We start from the raw sequence: 21,720 nt of genomic DNA on the forward strand, positions 1-21,720 counted from the left end.
CTTGCAGTTGTTGGGCCAGCGAGCATACCGATAAGTTCTGAATCCGAAGTGTAATGAAAACTCCGCAGCCAGGCAGGATTGGCTCACCGCTGAACCAAAACCTGCGTCCGTTGCCTGACAGCTCAAGCGCGGCGCGCACCTTGGGCGCCTAAAAGCTAGACTCACCGCCACAGCAGTCATTTTTAGCAGGTCATTCAGAGGACTTCCCACATGTTATGGAAAAAAGGTCGCCGCAGTGACAACGTGGTGGACGCCCGCGGTGACGGTGGGGGCGGCGGTGGGATGCGCTTCGGCGGCGGCAAGGGCTTGAGCCTGACGGCCATCGTCCTGATCGTCGGCATTGGCTGGATCACTGGCCAGGACCCGATGCAGATTCTCGGGCAACTGGCCGGGCAGATGGACCAGTCTGCACCCACGTCCTCGCAAACCCGCCAGGCGCCACCGGCCAACGATGAACAGGCCGAGTTCGTGCGCTCGATCCTTGGCGACACCGAAGACACCTGGGGCCAGGTTTTCCAGCAGGCCGGTCGCCAGTACCAGCAGCCGAAACTGGTACTGTTCAGTGGTCGGGTCAACTCGGCCTGCGGCCTGGCGTCCTCGGCAACCGGCCCGTTCTATTGCCCGGCCGACCGCCAGGTGTATCTGGACATGAGTTTCTTCAAGGAAATGTCCCAGCGCTTCTCGGCCGCCGGAGACTTCGCCCAGGCCTACGTCATCGCCCATGAAGTCGGGCACCATGTGCAGACCCTGCTGGGTGTGTCGGCGAAAATCCAAGAGGCTCGTCAGCAAGGCCGGCAGATGGAAGGTGACGGTGGCTTGCTGGTCCGCCAGGAATTACAGGCCGATTGCCTGGCCGGGGTCTGGGCCAACCATGCGCAGAAACGCCTGAACTGGCTGGAGCCGGGGGACATCGAGGAAGCCTTGAACGCCGCCAATGCCATCGGTGACGACCGCTTGCAGCAACAAGGCCAAGGCCGCGTGGTGCCGGATTCCTTTACCCACGGCACCTCGGCGCAGCGGGTGCGCTGGTTCAAGACCGGCTTCGCCCAGGGCCAGGTCAGCCAATGCGACACCTTTGCGGCGAAAACCCTGTAAATGAAGTGGAGCGCGTTGATCGGGCTGCTGCTGTGCTGCGCCGTTGTCCAGGCCGATGAACACGGCGTGGACGTGGTCGCGCAGGGACGATTGCAGTTCAAGGGTGGCGCCATGGCCGTCGATGTCGGCCCGCCCCCTGCGTCCATCCAGCGCGTACTGATCATCCTTCATGGTCGGCGGCGCAATGCCGACACCTACCTGCACAGCGCCGAAAAAGCCGCTGAGCAGGCCGGACAACTGGCCACGACCCTGATCATCGCCCCGCAGTTTCTCAACGAACAGGACGTGGTCCGGCATCAATTGCCCAACGACCTCCTGCGCTGGCATGGTAACGACTGGATGGGCGGTGGTTTATCCACAGGGCCGAATCCGATCAGTTCCTTTCAGGTACTCGACGACATCGTTGCCCGAGTCAGTGACCGACAGCAGTTCCCCGACGTGAAAGAGATCGTCATCGCGGGTCATTCCGGCGGCGCCCAAGTGGTGCAGCGCTATGCCCTGCTCGCCCACGGCCAATACCGGATCAGCCCGCGCTTTGTCATTGCCAATCCGTCGTCCTATGCCTATTTCGATGCACAACGGCCCATGGCCTTCGACCCTGCCAGTTGCCCCGGCTTCGATCAGTGGAAGTACGGCCTGCAGAACCTCCCCGCCTATGCCGCCGGGCAAACGCCCGCTCAGTTGGAAGAAAACTACGTCCGACGCGACATCGTCTATTTGCTTGGGCAACAAGACATCGACCCGGAGCATCCGGCGCTGGATAAAGGTTGCGAAGCGCAGACCCAGGGGGCGTATCGATTACTGCGCGGGCATTTCTTTTTCGACTACCTGACGCGGCGTCATCCCGTGGGGTTGAATCAGCGGCTGATCGAGGTGCCGGGAGTCGGGCATAACGGCAATGGGATGCTGACTTCGCCTGAGGGGTTGAAGGTGTTGTTTAGGCAGTAAGTTTTGTGTCGACTGGGAAGGCCCTTTCGCGAGCAAGCTCGCTCCCACAGGGGTGGTCTATCGGCTACAAAATCTGTGTTCACCAGAAATCCACTGTGGGAGCGAGCTTGCTCGCGATAGCGGCCAGCCAGCCGATATCCATCTCAAGCCAAAAGCATCCGCCGCAACTCAACACAATCGCGCGCGTGCCAATCCGTCAGCTCCGGCCACGGATTGTCCGGCAGGTTCACCAGCACCGTCCGCGCCCCCGCCGCCCGGCCACAGTCCAGGTCGAAGCGGTAGTCCCCCACCATCACCATCGTCCCAGGCGCGACGTTCCACGCTTCGGCCAGCTTCAACAGGCCACCGGGATGCGGCTTGGGCGGTGCTTCGTCGCGGCCCAGTACATCCGCCACGGCAAAACAGTCCGCCAGGCCGATGGCTTCGAGGGTCACATGGGCCAGTTCCCGGGCGTTACGCGTCAGGATGCCCAGGCGATCACCCCGCCCGGCCAGTTCGCGCACCAATTCGACCGCCCCCGGCGCGGGCTGGGAGCCCAGCGCCAAGTCCCGCTCGTGCTCCAGCAGCCAGGCGTGTTTGGCGGCGGCCTCATCAGCCGGCAACGCCGCCAGGTGGGTCAGGATGTCGTCTTCGGCGGGAATCGCCAGGGCCACGCGGATCGCCGCGAAATCATGCACGGCGATGGTCAGCGTGCCATCCATGTCGAATACCCAGTGCCGTACTTCGGACAGACTCATGCCCAATCCTTGCGGTGACGGATAAGCCCTTCCTGGGTGACCGAGGCCACCAGTTGCCCGGCACGGTTGAACACGCTGCCACGGGAGAACCCACGGGAATTGCCGGCCCACGGGCTGTCCATGGCGTAGAGCAGCCAATCATCGGCGCGCAGGTCGGCATGGAACCACAAGGCGTGATCGAGGCTGGCGACTTGCATGTCTTTGTGCCACACCGATTTGCCGTGGGGCAGCAGCGAAGTGGTCAGCAGGCCGAAGTCCGACGCATAGGCCAGCAGGTATTTGTGCAAGGCCGGCGAGTCCGCCAGGGCACCATCGGCGCGGAACCACACGTACTTGACCGGATCGGCCGGTTGCGGGTTGTAAGGGTCTTTTTCGGTGACCGGGCGCACCTCGATCGGCTTGGGGCACAACAGTTTTTCACGCATGTGCTCGGGCAGCAGGTGCGCCCGCTGTTGAGTCAACTCCAGCTCGGACGGCAGGTTCTCCGGCCCGACGACTTGCGGCATGGTGCTCTGATGTTCAAAGCCTTCTTCGTCGTACTGGAATGACGCACTGCAGGTGAAAATCGGATGGCCCTTCTGGATCGCCGTCACTCGACGGGTGCTGAAACTGCCACCGTCACGCACCCGGTCCACCTGGTAGACCACCGGCAACGCCGCATCACCGGGACGCAGGAAATAACCGTGCATCGAGTGCACATGGCGCGCCTCTTCCACGGTCTGGCTGGCCGCCGACAGTGACTGCCCCAACACCTGACCGCCGAACAATTGGCGGAACCCCAGGTCCTGGCTGCGACCGCGAAACAGGTTCTCTTCGATCGGTTCCAGGGTCAGCAGGTCGACCAGATCTTCCAACACATGGCTCATTCAGACTTTCCTCACACAGCGCAACACCGCGCAGCCTGTGCTGCGGCGGTGGATCGATTGTTGGCCCGGGCCATTGTCGCGGGCATTGTAAACGTCCGTGTCGGCTAACCGTGCAGGGTCTGTAGCCACTGCTCACGGTTGATGCGATAGAGCACATGGTGACGCAATGGATGACCGACTGCGAGTGTTGGGTGTTCGAAGTCGTCAGCCGGGTCATGCTGCATGCCGATGGCCTGCATGACTTTTTGCGACGGCAGGTTATCGACGGCGGTGAACGCCACCACTTCATCCAGCAACAATTGGTCGAAGGCACAACGCAGGGCGGTCCACGCCGCTTCGCTGGCATACCCCAGCCCCCAGTGCTCCCGGGCCAGGCGCCAGCCGATCTCGATGGCCGGCGTGAAAGGCGCATCGAACCCGACCACGCCCAGCCCGGTAAAGCCAATGAAGGCCCCGGTATCCTTGCGTTCCAGGGCCCACAGGCCAAAACCATGCTCGGCGAAATGCCCACGCACGCGACCGATCAGGGCGGCGCTTTCCAGACGGCTCAGGCGCGCCGGGAAATAACGCATCACCTGCGGGTCTGCGCACATGGCGGCAAATTCCGGCAAGTCATCATCGCGCCACTGCCGCAAAAGCAGCCGCGCGCTTTCCAGTTCCAGTATCGGCTCCATTTTCACTCCCCTTCCATGCCCCAGAGTCTACATCGCTGGTAGGATCCGTCACTCACTCGCCACTGAAAACACCATGCCGCTACCGCTGATCTATCACGAAGACTACAGTCCCGACTTCCCGGCGGAGCACCGCTTCCCCATGGATAAATTTCGCCTGTTGCGCGATCACCTGGTGGACAGCGGCCTGACCCGCGACGCCGACCTGCTGCGCCCGTCGCTGTGTCCCCCGGACATCCTCGCCCTGGCCCACGACCGCGCTTATATCGAACGCTACATGGGCGGCGAGTTGTCTCGTGAAGACCAACGGCGACTCGGCCTGCCCTGGAGCGAAGCCCTGGCCCGCCGAACGGTACGCGCTGTGGGCGGCTCGCTACTGGCGGCCGAACAGGCCCTCGAGCACGGACTGGCCTGTCATTTGGCCGGCGGCACCCATCACGCCCATTACGACCACCCGGCCGGGTTTTGCATCTTCAATGACCTGGCGGTGATCAGCCGGTATTTCCTGGCCAGCGGCCGAGTCTCCCGGGTGCTTATTTTCGACTGCGATGTGCATCAGGGCGACGGTACCGCCCGAATACTCCATGACACTCCCGACGCCGTGACAGTTTCCTTGCACTGCGAAAAGAATTTTCCTGCACGCAAGGCCCAAAGCGATTGGGACATTCCCCTGCCGATGGGCATGGAAGACGGCGCTTATCTGAAGGTGGTGGATGATGCGCTCAACTACCTGTTGCCGCTCTACCAGCCCGACCTGGTGCTATACGACGCCGGTGTCGATGTACACAAGGACGACGCCCTCGGTTATCTGAAACTGACCGACGCAGGTCTTGCCGCCCGGGACGAAAGCGTCATGCGCCATTGCCTGGGGCGCGACATCCCGGTGGTCAGCGTGATCGGCGGCGGCTACAGCAAGGACCGCCAGGCCCTGGCCCGCCGCCACGGGATCTTGCACCACAGCGCACAAAAGGTCTGGGCGTCATCAGGTTGTCATTGAAAGCTGGGTGCGTTACCCACAATGCCTGTGGAGCGGCCTGTGGATAACCTTAGTGAAATGGCCTACAGGCTATGTCCCTTATAGCTTGCGAACGCTTGGCTATTTTTTGATCACACCTCTCAAGAACACCGCATACAAGTGTGGGAGCGGGCTTGCTCGCGAAAGCGGTGTATCAGCTACATGGATATCCGACTGTCACACCGCCTTCGCGAGCAAGCCCGCTCCCACAGGGGTCTGTGCTGATAGAATGCGCGGCTTATTCCCCAGCCTCACCAATTGCCATGACCCAAGCCACCCAATCCTACACACCAAACATCGCCATCATCGGCGGCGGCCCCGCCGGCCTGATGGCGGCCGAGGTGTTGAGCCAGGCCGGGATCCAGGTCGACCTGTACGACGGTATGCCGTCAGTGGGCAGGAAATTTCTGCTGGCCGGTGTCGGTGGCATGAACATCACCCACTCGGAAGCTTACCCAGCGTTCCTGTCCCGCTACGCCGAACGCGCGCCGAACCTCGCTCCGCTGCTGCGAGCCTTCGGGGCCGATGAGTTGTGCACATGGATTCACGGACTGGGCATCGACACCTTTGTCGGCAGCTCCGGACGGGTATTTCCCACCGACATGAAAGCCGCCCCGCTGCTGCGCGCCTGGCTCAAACGCCTGCGCGATGCGGGCGTGACGATTCACACCCGCCATCGCTGGCTTGGCTGGAACCCCGACGGCAGCCTGAGGATCGCGTCACCGGAGGGGGAGAAAACCCTGCGGCCCGACGCGACGCTGCTGGCGCTGGGCGGCGGCAGCTGGTCACGGCTGGGCTCCGATGGCGCCTGGATGTTGCCGCTGGAACAGCGCGGTGTCGTCCTTGCGCCCTTGCAGCCGAGCAATTGCGGATTCGAAGTGCGGGCCTGGAGCGATTTGATGGTCAGCAAATTCGCCGGCGCCCCGCTGAAAAACATCGCCATCGGTTTGAACGACGATGTCCCGCGCCTCGGCGAATGCGTGATCACCGCCACCGGCATCGAAGGCAGCCTGATCTATGCCCTGTCGGCGCCGATTCGCGAAGCGATCAACCAGCATGGCAGCGCGACCATTCATCTGGACCTGCTGCCGGGCCGACCTGTGGATAAAATCCAGCAAGCCCTGAGCAAGCCTCGCGGTTCACGCTCGATGGCCAAGCACTTGCACAGCCAGCTGGGGATCGACGGGGTCAAGGCCGCGTTGCTGCGCGAACTCACGCCTGCCGATGGCTTTGCTGACCCGGCGCGCCTGGCCCAGGCGATCAAGGCCTTGCCATTGCCCCTGGTGAAAACCCGCCCACTGGATGAAGCCATCAGCAGTGCCGGTGGCGTGACATTCGAAGCCCTGGACGAACGCCTGATGCTCAAGCAGATACCCGGCGTGTTCTGCGCCGGGGAAATGCTCGACTGGGAAGCGCCGACCGGCGGCTACTTGCTGACGGCTTGCTTTGCCAGCGGCCGGGCAGCGGGGCTAGGGATGGTGGAGTGGCTACAGCGCAAGGGTTGAAGACCGAGGCGCGCCTATCGCGAGCAAGCTCGCTCCCACATTGATCGCAATCCTTCTGACAGAACCCGGTCAAACTGTGGGAGCGAGCTTGCTCGCGATAGCGATTTATCAGACCCAGCAGGTCATCAAGGCTTGCGCTTACGCGGCCCGGTATTGAACACCGGCACTTTTCGCACCGGCTCCCACATTGATCGCAATCCTTCAGGCAGAACCCGGTCAAACTGTGGGAGCGAGCTTGCTCGCGATAGCGATTTATCAGACCCAGCAGGTCATCAAGGCTTGCGCTTACGCGGCCCGGTATTGAACACCGGCACTTTTCGCACCGGCTCCCACATTGATCGCAATCCTTCTGACAGAACCCGGTCAAACTGTGGGAGCGAGCTTGCTCGCGATAGCGATTTATCAGACCCAGCAGGTCATCAAGGCTTGCGCTTACGCGGCCCGGTATTGAATACCGGCACTTTTCGCACCGGCTTGACCGAAGGCTCCACCGGCGCCGAATCGCCGCTGTCCACCCACTTGCCCAGGTTACGCTTGCCGCCACCGCCCGAGGTTTTCGGTTTCTTCGGCTTTTTCGGCTTCTTGATGACTTGGCCGCTGGCATCGGTGTCCGGCACGCGGTGCTCAGGCTCGAAGTCTTGTTCCATCTGGCGAGGCAACGTCTGACGGGTCAGCGTCTCGATGGCTGACAGCAAATTCACTTCATCGGCGCAGACCAGGGAAATCGCCTGCCCTGTAGCGCCCGCCCGGCCGGTACGGCCGATGCGGTGGATGTAGTCCTCGGCGACGATCGGCAGGTCGAAATTCACCACCAGCGGCAAATCTTCGATATCCAGCCCGCGGGCGGCGACGTCGGTGGCCACCAGAATCTGCACTTCGCTGGCCTTGAAACGGTCCAGCGCCCGCTGCCGGGTGGCTTGGGGTTTGTCGCCGTGGATGCCGTCGGCGTTGATGCCCAGGCCCTGGAGTTTTTCCACCAGCGCATCGACGCCATTGCGGGTCTTGGCGAACACCAGCACTTGCTTCCACTTGTGCTTGCGCATCAGGTGCACGAACAATTCCGGCTTGCGCTTCTTGTCCACCGTCACCACCCACTGCTTGACGGTGTTGGCGGCCACATTGCGCGGGCTTACTTCAATGCTCAGCGGATCGTTGAGCATCTGCCCGGCCAGCAGGCGGATCGCGTCGGAGAACGTTGCCGAGAACAGCAAGGTCTGGCGCTTTTTCGGCAAGGCCTTGTAGATGTTCGCCAGCTCTTCGGAGAAACCCAAATCGAGCATCCGGTCAGCTTCGTCCAGCACCAGGGTTTGCAACTGGTTGAACTTCAGCGCGTTCTGCCGGAACAGATCAAGCAAGCGCCCCGGCGTGGCGACCAACAGATCGACGCCTTTGCGCAGCTTCATCATCTGCGGGTTGATGCTGACGCCGCCGTACACCGCATACGTGCTCAATGGCAGGTTTTGCGCGTACTGACGCACGCTTTCATGAACCTGCTCGGCCAGCTCACGGGTTGGCACCAGAATCAGCGCCCGCACCGAGTTGGCAGTGACCTTCGGCCCTTCGGTGGTCAGCAACTGCAACAGCGGCACGGCGAAACCGGCGGTCTTGCCGGTACCGGTCTGGGCCGCCGCCATCAGGTCGCGACCGGCCAACACCGCCGGCATGGCTTGGGCCTGCACCGGGGTCGGGGTCTGGTAACCGAGCGACTCGAGGGCGCGCAGCAAGGGTTCGATCAGGCCAAGGGTGGCGAAAGTCATGGAAATACCGTAGGAAAAATCAGCGCAAGGTGTGCAATGCGCGGCAGTTTACCCTAAATCAGGATACGGCCGGCGCAGGCTTGGGTTTGCGCCACTGGGGCAAGCCGATCAGCACCACTGCACTGATGATCACCAGCATCGCCAAGGCCTCCTCGATGCCAATGGTTTCACCGGCAAACACGATCCCCAGCAACACCGCCACCGCCGGGTTGACGTAGGCATAACTGGTGGCCGCCGCCGGACGCACGTGCTTGAGCAGGTACATGTAGGCGTTGAAGGCGATGATCGAACCAAAAAAAGTCAGGTAGGCCAAGGCAAGCCAACCTTCGAGCGGCGGTATGGCAACCAGGTGTTCGCCACTGGCCACACTGCCAATCAACAGCACCACGCCGCCCACCAGCATTTCCACGGCACTGGCCATCGCCCCCGCCGGCAACGGCAGGTGCTTGCTCAGCACCGAACCAAAAGCCCAGGACGCCGCCGCGAAGACCAGCAAGGTCGCGCCCAGCGGGCTCGATTGCAGGTTGGAGCCCAGGTTGAGCATGGCGATGCCGATCAACCCCAGCACAATCCCCGCCCATTCCAGACGCGTATTACGCGCGCCCCAGAAATATCCGCAAAGCAGGGTAAACAAAGGCACCGTCGCCACGGCCAGCGCCGCCACCCCGGAGGCCACACCGGTGTGCTCGGCAACACTGACCGCGCCGTTGCCGAAGCTGAGCAACAACACGCCGATGATGGCCCCAGCCTTCCACTGCGCCCAGGTCGGCGCCGGCGCCCCGCGCCAGCGCAGGAAACCGTACATCAGCGACCCGGCAATCACAAAACGAATCCCGGCCAACAGCAGCGGCGGCCAATGCTCCACGCCAATGCGAATCACCAGGTAGGTCGAGCCCCAGATGACGTACAAGGCAAAAAAGGCAGCGATCAATGGCAGAGGAAAACGGCGTGTGCCCGGCATGGTCAGCTCGAAGTCAGGACAATGAGAGACGCTATTCTAGAAAGGCGACAGGCGGAAAATAAGTTACAAAACCTGTTTATCCAACCCATACACTTTTCAAAACATGGAGATTGGCGCTATAAACCGTGCTTTCGAAAGTCCCGTCACTTGGAAGCCAATCCATGGATAAATACGACCGCATGCTGCTCGCCGCCCTGCTGGAGAACGGTCGTGCGTCCTACGCCGAACTGGCCCGTAAAGTGAACCTGTCAGCCCCGGCCGTGGCCGAGCGGGTCAGCAAGCTGGAGGCCAGCGGCGTGATCACCGGCTACCAGGCGAAAGTCGACATGGCGAAAATCGGCCTGCCGGTGCAGTGCGTGATCGAACTGCGAATGAACCAGCACGGTAACCAAAAGACCTACGACGAGCTGTGCAAGATCCCACAGCTGACCGAGTGCCATCGGGTGACGGGTGATCCCTGCGTGATCATGCAAGCGGCGGTCGGCTCGATGCCGGAGCTGGAAGAACTGATCAACCGCATCGCCAAGTTCGGCTTCAGCAAGACCTCGATCGTGCTGTCCAGCGCCATTGAAAAGCGCGTGCCGTTGGGGCAGTTGGAGGGGAATGGCAAATAAGGATCAAACACTGACCAACCTGTGTGGGAGCGGGCTTGCTCGCGAATGCGGTGTGTCAGTCGCACATTTACCTACTGACGCACCGCATTCGCGAGCAAGCCCGCTCCCACAAGGGTTCTGTGGTGTTTTCAGAACCCACGATGCCGCTTGAGATGCTCATTGATCTTCGCCGCCGGCACTTTCTGCAGACTGCACAGCAGGTCATGGGACAACTCCCGCAACCCATGCTTTTGCCGCAGCTCCGAGGCCAGGTGCGCGGTGAGGTTGGCGGCCATTTCGGCATCGGCCATGGCTCGGTGAGCCTGGCCGGTGTGGGGCAAACCGGCGAACGCGTTGAGCGTGCCAAGCTTGTGGTTCGGCGCCGCCGGCATCAAGCGTCGGGCCAGCAACAGTGAACAGGCAAAGTTCTGCAAGCGGGTGCGTTTGATTCGCCCCAGTTCAAAATCCCAGAACTTCTGGTCGAACGCGGCGTTGTGGGCCAGCAGCGGCGTGATGCCGACGAACTCGTTGACCTCGTTCATTACCTTTTCCGCCGACGGCGCGCCGCGCAGCATGGCGTTGCTGATGCCGGTCAGTTGCTCGATGAACGCAGGCACGCGCACACCGGCATTCATCAGGCTCTGGTAGCGCTCGACGATCCGGCCCTGTTCGAGGATCACCACGGCAATTTCGGTGGCTCGGCAACTGCTGCTTGGCGTGATGCCGGTGGTTTCAAAGTCGATGACTGCGATGCGTTCCAAACCGGTCTGAACTCCCTGGAAATCAATTCTTGAGCAGCAACGCGCCTTCGATCGGCACGTAGCGGCTGGCGGCGCGGATCAGCGAGTTGGCGGTCAGCCCCGGCACGCCATAAGCCACGGCCTGCACGCCATGCTTGTTGATGATGCGCTCGAGCAGCATGTCGAAATCGCCGTCACCAGAAGCCAGCACCACTTCGTCGACGTGGTCGGCGGCGTCCATGATGTCCAGCGTGATACCCACGTCCCAGTCGCCCTTGGCCGAGCCGTCACTGCGCTGGATGTAGGGCTTGAGCTTCACGACGAAACCCAGGTTGCGCAGGATCTGCTGGAATTGCTGTTGCTTGCTGTCGCCGCGATCGATCGCATAGGCATAGGCCTCGACGATCTGCCCTTGCTTGCTGATATCGGCCCACAACGCCGCGTAGTTGAAATGGCAGCCATAGGCCTGGCGAACGGTGTAATAGAGGTTCTGGACATCGGCGAACACTGCGATTTTTTTCACCGCGTTTCCTCTTGGATGCACAAGCGCGCAGGCGGGACCGGGCCACCAGGCCCGAAAAGTCGCCCAGTATGCCAGCCCAGAGGATTGTTCCGCGAATAATCGGCCCGAGGCGCCAGGGCGCCCCGGACGAATGGTGGGTCAGACGAAGGAATCGTCGTCGCCAAAGAAGGACGAATCGTCGCTGTAGTCCGCGTCGCTGAAACCGCCCTGGTCGCTGCCATAGGCATCGTTGTCGGCCACACGCTGATCATCGCCCCAGCCGTTGTCGCTGCTATTCGCGGTGTCATTGACCGGTTGCGCCGGCTCTTCCTTGATGACCTCGACGATCTCCTGCGGTTGCTGACTGCTGTGGAACAGGCTGCTGATGCCCTGGGCCAACATCACGCCACCGGCCACGCCGGCTGCGGTTTTCAGAGCTCCGCCGAGGAAACTGCTCGCTGCCGGTGCCTGCTGCTGCGGCGCGCCATAGTTGCCGGGAGGTGCACCAAAGCCCTGCTGGGCCGGGGCATTAAAGGCTGGCCGTGCCGGTTCGCGCCAGCCACCGCCGCCGGATGCCGGGGTGCTGGGGGCGGACGCCGGCCGTGAATCACGGGTGCCGCCACCGAAAATACTCGAAAGGAAACCACCGCCACCGCTGGGCGCCGAGGCTGGGTTGCGGGCCTGTTGCAGCTCGGCCTGCAATTGCTCGACTTGCTGGGCGAGCTGTTTATTCTGCTCGTCGAGGCGTTTGATCGCGGCCTCTTGCACCAGAATCGCCTGGGCCATGAAATAGCCCGCCGCGGGCTGGCTGGTCATATGTTCCTTGATCCGCGCCTCGGCCTGGGCGTCGCGCGGGGCTGAGTCCTTTTCGGCCTGTTGCAGCCGTGAAAACAGTCCATCGATCAGGGTTTGTTCTTCGCTATTCATGGCGACCTCATCAGATTGCCGGGTAGACATCATTCCGGTCCTGAAGACCGGTGCCACCCAGTAATGGGGCTTGCCGGAAAGGTTTCAACGGTCTTTACCTTATGTTTACGTTTGCTTGTGCGGGCACCTGATCGGTTAAAGTGTCGGACCGCTTTTGAATTGCGATACCGACTCATGAATCCGTTTGACGTGCTGCGCGACTCTTTGTATTTCTTCAAGCGACATCTGAGCCGGATCGCCCAACTGTGCCTGCCGCTGGTGATACTCGAGGCCGTGTTGCAGCAAGGATTGGACAGCGCCATCGGCCCCGAAGGCTTTCCCGGCTACAGCTTGATCGTCGGGCTGCTGGTGTATCCGCTTTATACCGTCGCGTTGATTTTGTTTCTCGACGCCCGCAGTCGCGGTGAGTCGCCGCCCGCCCGCGACCTGCTTGCCACGGCCCTCACCCTGTGGCCACGCTTTGCGTTGCTGACCGCCCTGAACACGCTGCTGATCCTGGTGGGCATTTCGCTGTATTTCCTGCCGGGGCTGTGGTTGATGGTGGCCTTGGGCTTCAGTGAATACCTGCTGGTATTGAGGGGCCTGACGCCACTGGCCGCGATGAAGGAAAGCCTGCGCATGACCCGCGGCAATTTCTGGCGGATCCTGTTGTGCATTCTCTGCGTGATGGGCCCGCTGTGGCTGCTCAAGGGCGCCAGCGTCTCGGTGTACCCGCCGCCGCAGAACCCCTTGCTCAGTTTGCTGATCGAAAGCATCCACAGCTTCTTGCAATTGTTCACCAGCGTGGTGTTGTTCCGGATGTTCATGCTGATCGCGGAAAAGCCTGACAGCCGCTAACGACACTGCGACGGGCGCGGGGCTTGGGCTTGAGAACCGCTCTCGGTTATGCTCGGGATCACTTTTACGTATCGCCCATAAGCCGAGCCATGACCCGTCTACTGCGCTACACCCTGCTGGGCCTGCTGTTGATCCTCTGCCTGGCTGCCCTGTCGATCTACAGCCTGACCTGGCGGCCACAAGCCAGGGAAGCATTGCCGGTCAGTTGCGCCGCCAACGCCGCGCCACTGACGCCCGGCCAGGCCTTGAAGGTGATGACCTGGAACGTGCAGTTCCTGGCCGGCAAGCGCTACGTGTTCTGGCACGACCTGGCCCAGGGCAACGACGAAAGCCCGACCCCGGAAGACATGGCCTTCAGCCTCGATGAAGTGGCGCGGGTCATTCGCGACGAACAACCGGACCTGGTGTTGCTCCAGGAACTGGACAACGGCGCCAAGGCCAGTGACTACCAGAACCAGCTCAAGCTGTTGCAGGAACGCCTGGCCGACCTTTATCCATGCAGCACCAGCGCCTTCGACTGGAAGGCCGATTTCATCCCCAAGCCACACATTTTCGGCAGCGTCGGCCGTCAACTGGCGACGCTGAGCCGCTACCGCATCGACCACGCCGAACGGGTACAACTGCCCGTGGCCGACGCCAACGTCATCAGCCGGCAGTTCCTGCCAAAAAATGCCTTGTTGGTGAGTTATCTGCCGCTAAGCGATGGCGGTCAGATGGCGGTGCTCAACACCCATCTGGAACGCGCCACTGAGCCGGATGAAACCCTGCCGAACCAGGTCACCGCCGTGGCCAAGGCCCTGGACAAACTCGAATCCGCCGGCACGCCCTGGCTGATTGGCGGCGACTTCAACCTGCTGCCCCTGGGCCAGTACCGGCGCCTGCCTTCCGAGCAACGCACGCCCTATTCCGCCGACAGCCCTCTGCACCTGCTGTGGGACAAATACCCGATGATCCCCACCAACAACGAGGCCAGCGGCGTCGACCGCGAACACTGGCTGACCCACTACCCGAACGACCCCGGCCTCAACGGCCCGGACCGCACCGTCGACTACCTGTTCTACAGCCCGCGAATCAAACGGGTCGAAGCCCAGGTAAGGCAGGACGATACCTTGCGCATCTCCGATCACTTGCCGGTGATTGCGCGGTTTTTGTTGCCGGTAGCGCCTTAATACGACTCACCGCAGAACAACTGTGGGAGCGGGCTTGCTCGCGAATGCGGTGGGTCAGTTACATAAATTATTGACTGACACTCCGCATTCGCGAGCAAGCCCGCTCCCACAAAGGTTTTGTGTCGGACCCGATTACTTACGCGGCTTGACCCGCGCCGTCGCCTCCGCCACCAGCGGATCATCCGGCCAGTAATGCTTGGGATAACGCCCCTTCAAATCCTTCTTCACCTCGGCATACGTGCTGCGCCAGAAGTTCGCCAAATCCTGGGTCACCTGCACCGGCCGGCGCGCCGGTGACAGCAGGTGCAGCTTGACCACCTGCCGCCCGCCAGCAATGCGCGGGGTGTCGGCCAGGCCGAAGAGTTCCTGCAAGCGCACCGCCAGGATCGGTGGATGCTCGCTGTAGTCCAGGCGAATCGACGAGCCCGAGGGCACACTCAAATGATGGGGTGCCTGTTCGTCCAGGCGTTGCGGCAACGGCCAGGGCAACAGGTTGTGGACGATGCTCGACAGGTCCAGGTTGGCGAAATGACTGAGGCGCGAAACGCGTCCCAGGTACGGCATCAACCAGTGTTCGAGGGTGTTCAGCAGCGCTGCGTCGCTGACGTCTGGCCATTCGCTCTCGCCCTTGGCGTCCAGCTCAAGCCGACGCAACAACGCCACCCGTGCCTGCCACTGCCGCAATTCCGGAGTCCAAGGCAGCAACTCCAGGCCTTTGCGTCGCACCAGGTTCACCAGCGCCTGGCTGCGGGCGGACTCGTCCAGGCCAGTCAGTGCCTCGCGGCTGAGGACCAGTTCGCCGACCTTGCGCTGGCGCTCGGCCCGCAGCACGCCTTCGCGCTCGTCCCAATCCAGTTGATCCACCACGCGGACTTGTTCGGCCAGTACCGAATCGAACAGCGCCGGGTCGAAATCCGTCGCCAGGTAGATCCGTTCTTCCCGCTGGCCCTGACGGCTGCCCAGGTCGGCGATCACCAGCCACGCTTGTTTCATCAGGCTGTCGGCCTCGGCAAACAACGCTGCACGCCCATTGGCGAGGCGATATTCCGCACCGCCGGGCCGGCGCTGCTGGGCGACGCGGTCCGGATAGGCCAACGCCAGCAACGCACCAAGCCAGCGCGGGTGATCGGGATCGGCGACGGCTTCCTGGGGCTTGCCCCGCAGGTAACCGCGATACTGCCGAGCCAATTGTCGCGCCCGCTGCACGCCGCCCTGGGCGCCCCGCGCCGCGCGTTCTTCGCCGGACAGCAACACCAAACGACTGTGCAAGTCCGCGCCCGCGCCCCTGAGAATATCGCGCTCGCCCAACAACGCCGCGACGTTGCACGCCATGTCCGCCAGCCCCAGCGCCTGACCGCGCAGCAGCAAATGGGCAATCCGCGGGTGGGCAGGCAGCTCGGCCATGGACTGGCCGTGGCGGGTCAATTGCTCGCCCTCCAGCGCGCCGAGGCGTTGCAACAGGTCTTGGGCCTGGGCATAAGCGGCGGCGGGCGGCACGTCGAGCCAGACCAATTGCTGCGGCGTCACGCCCCAGCGCCCCAGTTGCAGGGCCAAGCCGGCCAGGTCCGCCGAAAGAATTTCCGCGCTGCCGTAGGCGGCCAATTGTTCGTGCTGGTCTTCAGACCACAACCGATAACATACCCCTGGCTCCAGGCGCCCGGCTCGACCGGCCCGCTGCGTGGCACTGGCCCGGGAAATGCGCTGGGTGTCGAGACGGGTCATGCCGCTGCCCGGATCGAAACGCGGTACCCGGGCCAACCCGGCGTCGATCACCACCCGCACGCCGTTGATGGTCAGGCTGGTTTCGGCGATGTTGGTGGCCAGCACCACTTTGCGCTGACCGGGCGGCGCCGGGTCGATGGCGGCGCGTTGGGCCGCCAGATCCAGTTCGCCATGCAGCGGGCAGAGCAACACGTTGCCGCCCTCGCCCAAGGCATCGGCCAACTGCTGATGCACCCGACGGATCTCCGCTTGCCCGGGCAAGAACACCAACACGCTGCCGGTTTCGTCGTGCAGCGCGTCCAGCACGGTCTGCACCAGTCGCGGCTCGATGAATTCACCGGGCTGGAACGGCCGGCCCCAGCGCACCGTCACCGGAAACATACGCCCTTCGCTGCGCAGGATCGGCGCGTCGTCCAGCAACCCGGCCAGGCGCTCGCCTTCGAGGGTGGCGGACATCAGCAGGATCTTCAGCGGTTGGTCTTCGCGAAACAGCTCGCGGCCGTTGAGGCTCAAGGCCAGGGCCAGGTCGGCATCGAGGCTGCGTTCGTGGAACTCATCGAAAATCAGCAACCCCACCCCTTCCAGCGCCGGATCATCCTGCAAGCGGCGAGTGAGGATGCCTTCGGTGACCACTTCAATGCGCGTCTTGGGGCCGACCTTGCTGTCGAGGCGAATCCGGTAGCCCACCGTTTCACCGACCTTTTCCCCCAGCTCGCTAGCCAGCCGCTCGGCCGCCGCCCGCGCCGCCAGGCGTCGGGGTTCGAGCATCAGGATGGTCTGCCCGGTCAGCCAGGGCTCGTTCAACAGGGCCAAGGGAACGCGGGTGGTTTTACCGGCGCCGGGCGGTGCTTCGAGCACCGCTTCGTGGCGCGACGCCAAGGCTTGACGCAGGGCGGGTAAAACTTCATCAATCGGCAAAGAAATCATGCTGGCTCCAAAACAGAGGGCCGAGTATAACGGCGAACTGTTTAGCGTGGTCTGGACTCCAACCAGCAACGCCTTTATCTGCTCAGGAGATTGCTATGCGTATTCCCTTTCGCGTAATCGGCGGCGTCCTGGTCGCCACTCTGCTGACCCAGGTCAGCGCCTGTGGCTCGATCTTCTACCCGGACCGCCGTGGCCAGATCGACGGCAAGATCGACCCGGCGATTGCCGCGCTCGACGCCGTTGGCCTGCTGTTCTACATCATCCCCGGCCTGATCGCCTTCGCGGTGGACTTCGCCACCGGCGCTATTTACTTCGAGCCGGGCAAGACCGCCCAGATCGCCCCGGAGAAACTCAAGCCGGCCATCAACGCCGACGGCAGCGTCGATAACCACAAGCTGCAGGCGATCCTGGAAAGTGAACTGGGCCGCAGCTTCCCGCTGGACGACCCACGGTTGATCCAGCACAAGGGCAGCGCGCAGCAATTGGCGGCCCTTGGTCTGAAGCCTGCCGCATGACCCGAGCTACTGAAGGAACGACCGCGCCATGACCACCAGCACTGAACACGCTCGTCTACTGCGCCTGGCCACCCGGGCTTCGGTGGCCGTGGCGTTCACCCTGGTGGTCGCCAAGGCCCTGGCCTGGTGGCTAAGCGGCTCGGTCAGCATGCTCGCTGGCCTGACCGACTCGGCCCTGGACGGCGTTACGTCGCTGCTTAATCTGCTGGCGGTGCATTACGCATTGCGCCCCGCCGACGACGACCATCGCTATGGGCATGGCAAGGCCGAATCCCTGGCCGGCATGGCCCAGGCGTTGTTTATCGGTGGCAGTGCCGTATTGATTGCCTTGCAGGCGTTCGAGCGCTTGAAAAACCCGGTCCCGGTGGACGCGCCTTGGCTCAGCGTCGGGGTGATCGTGTTTTCCCTCGGGCTGACCCTGGCATTGTTGGCGTTGCAACATCGGGTCATCCGCGCCACCGGCTCCAACGCCGTACGCGCCGACTCGCTGCATTACCGTTCCGACCTGTTGCTCAACGGCAGCATCCTGGTCGCCCTGGTGCTGGCCGGGTTCGGCTGGTATCAACTCGACGCCTGGTTCGGCCTGGGGATCGCCGTGTACATCCTGTGGAGCGCGATCCAGATCGCCCGGGAAAGCTTCGCGGTATTGATGGATGAAGAACTGCCGCCCGACGTCAGCCAGCACATGCTGGAACTGGCCTGCGCCGTGCCGGGGGTCGTGGGCGCCCATGACCTGCGCACGCGGATTTCCGGCAACCACTGGTTCGTGCAACTGCACCTGGAGTTGCCGGGAGAATTGACCCTGTCAGTGGCCCACGGCATCAGCGACCAGGCCGCCGACGCGATCCATCGCGCTTACCCGAAGGCCGAAGTGCTGGTTCATGCCGATCCGCTGGAAGTGGTCAACGGCGCCAAGGTCTGATCCCCGAGGCCTGACACAGAACCTGTGGCGAGGGAGCTTGCTCCCGCTGGGCTGCGAAGCGGCCCCAAGATTTTGCGGTCGCTGCGCAACCGAGCGGGAGCAAGCTCCCTCGCCACCAAGGGGATCTGCGCTGAATCAATAAGTCACCTGATACCCACGGCTGCTCAAGCAACTGCCCTGGGCCTGGCGATAGGTTTGCACCACCTCCGGCGCCGGCGGGTAGGTGTAGCTGCGCGGATCGAAACCGCTCTGCTGCACCGCCCAGCGATAGCAATCGTACCCGTCCTGGTTGACCTGCTCGGGAGACTGGCCGTTGGCCGGATAAGCCACCACGTCGTAGCTGTTGGCTTGGGGCTGGGGTTGTGGGTTGGCCACCGGCGGCTCGACCACGACGTAATCCTGGGTGTTGGCTTCGTAGATGTAATAGGCGCCGGCGGCGAGAAAGAACAGCGAACTGCCGATCCACACTTCCCGAGCGTAATCCGGCAGATACCGGGTACGGATGCCTCGTGGTGGCGCGACCACCACATACCGTGGCCCTTGCGGGCGATACCAGTAGCCGCCGGAATAGAAATAGTCCTGGCCGCGATAAGGCACGCGATAGTTGCGATCCGGGAAACGGTCGATCACATAACCCGGGCGATATTGCGGCCCCGGGCCCCAGCCATTGCCATGACCGTCCGGACGGCCGGGCCAATGCTGTTCAGGGCGATTGTCATGGCTTGGACGAGGACCACCGTTCGGGTAGCCATCGTTGCGGCGTGGAATATCGCGGTAGTACCCCGGTTGCGGTTCCCGGGTCTGGTTCACGCTGTCGGGTCGGCCCTGGATCGGCAGATTGTTGCCCTGTTGCTGCGGTGGCCGACCATGCCCGTTGGGATCCTGGGGTGGACGCTCATACTGCTGGCCGCCACCCTGGTATTGAGGCTGAGGCCTGACCTCGAACTGGCGGCTGTTGTCGCCACGAATGATTTCATTGCTTTGCGGCCGTGGCTGTCCGGAATAGCCCTGGCCGTTGCCACCGCGCCCGTCCTGGCCACGACCACCGTCCGGGCCGCCACGGTTTTGCTGATCGTCGGCCATTCCCTGCGCACTGACACTTGCCCACAACAGACCAACACCTGCCAAACGCCAGATGCGCGACTTCATGTTATTCCTCACAACGGTTCAAGGCCTGATGATAAGACTCGGAAAAGCCCAGGCCGGTTCTGCAACAGGTTATCAGTCGCGGGGTTTATTTCGCAGGCATTAAAAAAGGGAGACCCGTCGGCCTCCCCTTGAGAATTTCGTCCGTGCTCGACGCTTTTGACGTCGGCTCACCTCACGCCGTCTTCTGGACAGTGTGCAGCTCGGGGGCCTGCCAGTACCGGTGGGTACTGCGACCGCAGCCGGCCTGATTGGGCGGGCCGCACTGGACTGTTTGTCCGAGCAGTGATCTTGGTGATAAGAATAAGCTTGGGGCGCCGACAGATGATTGCGAAGATTGCGGAAATAAACATCACTTGCGCAATTTTTAACCCAGGATAGATAATCTGCCGCAATTATCCAGATAAAGGCCCGACCGATGAGCAAACTCGACCGTTACGACCTGAGCATTCTGGCGGAATTGCAGCGCGACGCGCGCATCTCCAACCAGGAACTGGCCGAACGCATCGGCCTGTCGCCCTCCCCTTGCTCACGACGGGTCAAGCAATTGGAAGACGACGGCTACATCACGCGTCAGGTCGCCCTGCTCGACCGCAAGATGCTGGGCCTGAGCCTGACCGCCTACGTGCTGATCGGCATGGACCGCCACACCCCCGAACGTTTCGAAAACTTCGAAGCGGCCATCCGCAACCTGCCGCAGGTGCTGGAATGCAGCCTGGTGACCGGCATGGACGCGGATTACCAGCTCAAGGTGGTAGTGCCAGACATGGACCATTACCAAAAACTGCTGCTCGGGCACCTGACCCGGATCGACGGCGTGACCAGCGTGCGTTCGAGCTTTGTGCTGAACCAGGTGCTTAACAGCACCGAGTTGCCGTTGACTCACCTGCGCAGCTGAAGCCCCCATCGCGAGCAAGCTCGCTCCCACAGGGGGGCGGGGCGCTCATAGATATTGCGCTCGCCATAAATCCAATGTGGGAGCGAGCTTGCTCGCGATAGCGATGGTCCAGCCTGCATTGATGTCGGATGTGCCGACGCCTTCGCGGGCAAGCCCGCTCCCACAGGGGGCGGGGCGCTCACAGATATTGCGCTCGCCATAAATCCCTTGTGGGAGCGGGCTTGCTCGCGATAGCGATGGTCCAGCCTGCATTGATGTCGGATGTGCCGACGCCTTCGCGGGCAAGCCCGCTCCCACAGAGGGCGGGGCGCTCACAGATATTGCGCTCGCCATAAATCCCTTGTGGGAGCGGGCTTGCTCGCGAAAGCGTCAGCCCAGGCGATGAATAGCTGCGACACACCGCCGCAGGTCAATCCCCTGGCCTCTCCCCATGCCGTATACTCGCCGCGCCTTTCCAACCCCGCCCACGCCGGAGTGCCCCGATGGATCCTGCCATTTTCGAAGAGTGGATGATGACCGGCCTGGTCAGCATCCTGATTATTTTCATGGGTTTCATCGTCTGGGACCTGGCGAAGAAGTCCAAGGCCGGGCGTTTCGGTTCGTTCATTCTGTTTTTTGTGCTGGGGCTGGGCGTGGCGGCGTTCGTGATCAAGAGCGTGGTGATCGGCCTGATCGAGTCCGGGACGTTATAAGCGCGCCGGCACTTCCTTCCACTGGCCCTGATCGAGCCCTTCGAGGGTCCAGTCGCCGATCCTGACCCGCACCAGGCGCAGTGTCGGCAGGCCCACCGCGGCGGTCATGCGCCGTACCTGGCGGTTGCGTCCTTCGCGGATCACCAGTTCCAACCAACTCGTGGGCACGCTTTTACGAAAACGCACCGGCGGGTTACGCGGCCATAATTGCGGTTCGTCCAATTGGCGCGCCTCGGCCGGCAACGTCATGCCGTCGTTCAACTCCACCCCATCGCGCAAACGCTGCAACTGTTCGGCACTCGGCTCACCCTCTACTTGCACCCAATAGGTCTTGGCCAGCTTGTGCTTGGGGTCGGCGATACGCGCTTGCAGTTGTCCGTCGTTGGTCAGCAACAGCAAACCTTCGCTGTCGCGATCCAGCCGCCCGGCCGGGTAAATGCCCGGTACGTCGATAAAATCCTTGAGCGTCGCCCGCCCTTCGCCATCGCTGAATTGGGTCAGCACATCAAAGGGTTTGTTGAACAGGATCAGCTTCGGCTCGGCCGGCGGGGCCTTGGCCACACGGCGCGGAGCAG

The 21,720-nt window shown here is 62.6% G+C and carries 22 protein-coding genes; 11 read left to right on the forward strand and 11 right to left on the reverse strand.

Annotation, left to right across the window (positions count from 1 at the left end; all coding sequences use genetic code 11):
* Positions 1–210 precede the first annotated feature (210 nt).
* Both CD58_RS24745 and CD58_RS24750 read left to right on the forward strand, forming a co-directional pair.
* Entirely contained in the window at positions 211–1,095 is an 885-nt protein-coding gene (locus CD58_RS24745; protein WP_025215603.1) for a neutral zinc metallopeptidase, read from the forward strand.
* The gene (locus tag CD58_RS24750) at positions 1,096–2,043 is read left to right on the forward strand and encodes a hypothetical protein (protein ID WP_025215604.1); all 948 of its coding nucleotides are present in this window, start codon (positions 1,096–1,098) and stop codon (positions 2,041–2,043) included.
* Positions 2,044–2,186: 143 nt separating this feature from the next.
* Here the strand turns inward: CD58_RS24750 and CD58_RS24755 are convergent, their stop codons facing one another.
* From CD58_RS24755 to CD58_RS24765, 3 genes are all read right to left on the reverse strand, one after another.
* A complete protein-coding gene (locus CD58_RS24755; protein WP_025215605.1) occupies positions 2,187–2,780 on the reverse strand; it encodes an HAD family hydrolase in 594 nt (197 codons plus the stop codon).
* Complete coding sequence (gene tesB, locus CD58_RS24760; RefSeq protein ID WP_025215606.1) at positions 2,777–3,646, reverse strand: acyl-CoA thioesterase II; 870 nt, start codon at positions 3,644–3,646, stop codon at positions 2,777–2,779. Before tesB ends, CD58_RS24755 begins: the two co-directional genes overlap by 4 nt.
* 104 nt (positions 3,647–3,750) lie before the next feature.
* Entirely contained in the window at positions 3,751–4,320 is a 570-nt protein-coding gene (locus tag CD58_RS24765; RefSeq protein ID WP_025215607.1) for a GNAT family N-acetyltransferase, read from the reverse strand.
* Positions 4,321–4,393: 73 nt separating this feature from the next.
* On the opposite strand from CD58_RS24765, the gene CD58_RS24770 reads away from it, so the two are divergent.
* Together CD58_RS24770 and CD58_RS24775 are read left to right on the forward strand one after the other, a co-directional pair.
* Positions 4,394–5,314 carry a histone deacetylase gene (locus CD58_RS24770; protein WP_025215608.1) on the forward strand — a complete coding sequence of 307 codons (921 nt, stop codon included), beginning with the start codon at positions 4,394–4,396 and terminating at the stop codon, positions 5,312–5,314.
* 281 nt (positions 5,315–5,595) lie between these two features.
* Entirely contained in the window at positions 5,596–6,837 is a 1,242-nt protein-coding gene (locus tag CD58_RS24775; RefSeq protein ID WP_025215609.1) for a TIGR03862 family flavoprotein, read from the forward strand.
* 419 nt (positions 6,838–7,256) lie between these two features.
* Here CD58_RS24775 and CD58_RS24780 read toward each other — a convergent pair whose 3' ends face one another.
* Together CD58_RS24780 and yedA are read right to left on the reverse strand one after the other, a co-directional pair.
* Complete coding sequence (locus CD58_RS24780; RefSeq protein WP_025215610.1) at positions 7,257–8,594, reverse strand: DEAD/DEAH box helicase; 1,338 nt, start codon at positions 8,592–8,594, stop codon at positions 7,257–7,259.
* A 58-nt stretch (positions 8,595–8,652) separates the two neighbouring features.
* The gene (gene yedA / locus CD58_RS24785; protein ID WP_025215611.1) at positions 8,653–9,555 is read right to left on the reverse strand and encodes a drug/metabolite exporter YedA; all 903 of its coding nucleotides are present in this window, start codon (positions 9,553–9,555) and stop codon (positions 8,653–8,655) included.
* 161 nt (positions 9,556–9,716) lie between these two features.
* On the opposite strand from yedA, the gene CD58_RS24790 reads away from it, so the two are divergent.
* A complete protein-coding gene (locus tag CD58_RS24790; protein WP_025215612.1) occupies positions 9,717–10,169 on the forward strand; it encodes an Lrp/AsnC family transcriptional regulator in 453 nt (150 codons plus the stop codon).
* Between the two features lie 128 nt (positions 10,170–10,297).
* Here the strand turns inward: CD58_RS24790 and CD58_RS24795 are convergent, their stop codons facing one another.
* The 3 genes from CD58_RS24795 to CD58_RS24805 all read right to left on the reverse strand — a co-directional run bounded on the left by CD58_RS24795 (position 10,298) and on the right by CD58_RS24805 (position 12,317).
* Positions 10,298–10,909 (reverse strand): PolC-type DNA polymerase III, encoded by a 612-nt coding sequence (locus CD58_RS24795; protein WP_025215613.1) that lies wholly within the window; start codon positions 10,907–10,909, stop codon positions 10,298–10,300.
* A 22-nt stretch (positions 10,910–10,931) separates the two neighbouring features.
* Positions 10,932–11,411: an NYN domain-containing protein gene (locus CD58_RS24800; protein WP_025215614.1), complete on the reverse strand. Its 480-nt coding sequence runs from the start codon at positions 11,409–11,411 to the stop codon at positions 10,932–10,934.
* A 138-nt stretch (positions 11,412–11,549) separates the two neighbouring features.
* Positions 11,550–12,317 carry a DUF2076 domain-containing protein gene (locus CD58_RS24805; protein ID WP_025215615.1) on the reverse strand — a complete coding sequence of 256 codons (768 nt, stop codon included), beginning with the start codon at positions 12,315–12,317 and terminating at the stop codon, positions 11,550–11,552.
* 174 nt (positions 12,318–12,491) lie between these two features.
* On the opposite strand from CD58_RS24805, the gene CD58_RS24810 reads away from it, so the two are divergent.
* Positions 12,492–13,154 (forward strand): YciC family protein, encoded by a 663-nt coding sequence (locus CD58_RS24810; RefSeq protein WP_025215616.1) that lies wholly within the window; start codon positions 12,492–12,494, stop codon positions 13,152–13,154.
* 89 nt (positions 13,155–13,243) lie between these two features.
* Entirely contained in the window at positions 13,244–14,323 is a 1,080-nt protein-coding gene (locus CD58_RS24815) for an endonuclease/exonuclease/phosphatase family protein (RefSeq protein ID WP_025215617.1), read from the forward strand.
* A 132-nt stretch (positions 14,324–14,455) separates the two neighbouring features.
* On the opposite strand, the gene hrpB is transcribed toward CD58_RS24815, so the two are convergent.
* Positions 14,456–16,972: an ATP-dependent helicase HrpB gene (gene hrpB, locus CD58_RS24820; protein ID WP_025215618.1), complete on the reverse strand. Its 2,517-nt coding sequence runs from the start codon at positions 16,970–16,972 to the stop codon at positions 14,456–14,458.
* Positions 16,973–17,067: 95 nt separating this feature from the next.
* Here hrpB and CD58_RS24825 point away from each other — a divergent pair, with 95 nt between their 5' ends.
* Entirely contained in the window at positions 17,068–17,487 is a 420-nt protein-coding gene (locus tag CD58_RS24825; RefSeq protein ID WP_025215619.1) for a hypothetical protein, read from the forward strand.
* Positions 17,488–17,515: 28 nt separating this feature from the next.
* On the forward strand, positions 17,516–18,409 hold the full coding sequence (locus CD58_RS24830; RefSeq protein WP_025215620.1) for a cation diffusion facilitator family transporter: 894 nt from the start codon (positions 17,516–17,518) through the stop codon (positions 18,407–18,409).
* Between the two features lie 135 nt (positions 18,410–18,544).
* Here the strand turns inward: CD58_RS24830 and CD58_RS24835 are convergent, their stop codons facing one another.
* A complete protein-coding gene (locus CD58_RS24835) occupies positions 18,545–19,558 on the reverse strand; it encodes a DUF6515 family protein (RefSeq protein WP_025215621.1) in 1,014 nt (337 codons plus the stop codon).
* A gap of 415 nt (positions 19,559–19,973) precedes the next feature.
* On the opposite strand from CD58_RS24835, the gene CD58_RS24840 reads away from it, so the two are divergent.
* Positions 19,974–20,453 (forward strand): Lrp/AsnC family transcriptional regulator, encoded by a 480-nt coding sequence (locus CD58_RS24840; protein WP_025215622.1) that lies wholly within the window; start codon positions 19,974–19,976, stop codon positions 20,451–20,453.
* A 482-nt stretch (positions 20,454–20,935) separates the two neighbouring features.
* On the forward strand, positions 20,936–21,145 hold the full coding sequence (locus tag CD58_RS24845) for a DUF2788 domain-containing protein (protein WP_025215623.1): 210 nt from the start codon (positions 20,936–20,938) through the stop codon (positions 21,143–21,145).
* On the opposite strand, the gene CD58_RS24850 is transcribed toward CD58_RS24845, so the two are convergent.
* On the reverse strand, positions 21,140–21,706 hold the full coding sequence (locus tag CD58_RS24850; protein ID WP_162178175.1) for a pseudouridine synthase: 567 nt from the start codon (positions 21,704–21,706) through the stop codon (positions 21,140–21,142). The two genes, CD58_RS24845 and CD58_RS24850, sit on opposite strands and share 6 nt — an antisense overlap.
* Positions 21,707–21,720 lie beyond the last annotated feature (14 nt).

Source organism: Pseudomonas brassicacearum (assembly GCF_000585995.1).
GTDB lineage: Bacteria > Pseudomonadota > Gammaproteobacteria > Pseudomonadales > Pseudomonadaceae > Aquipseudomonas > Aquipseudomonas brassicacearum_A.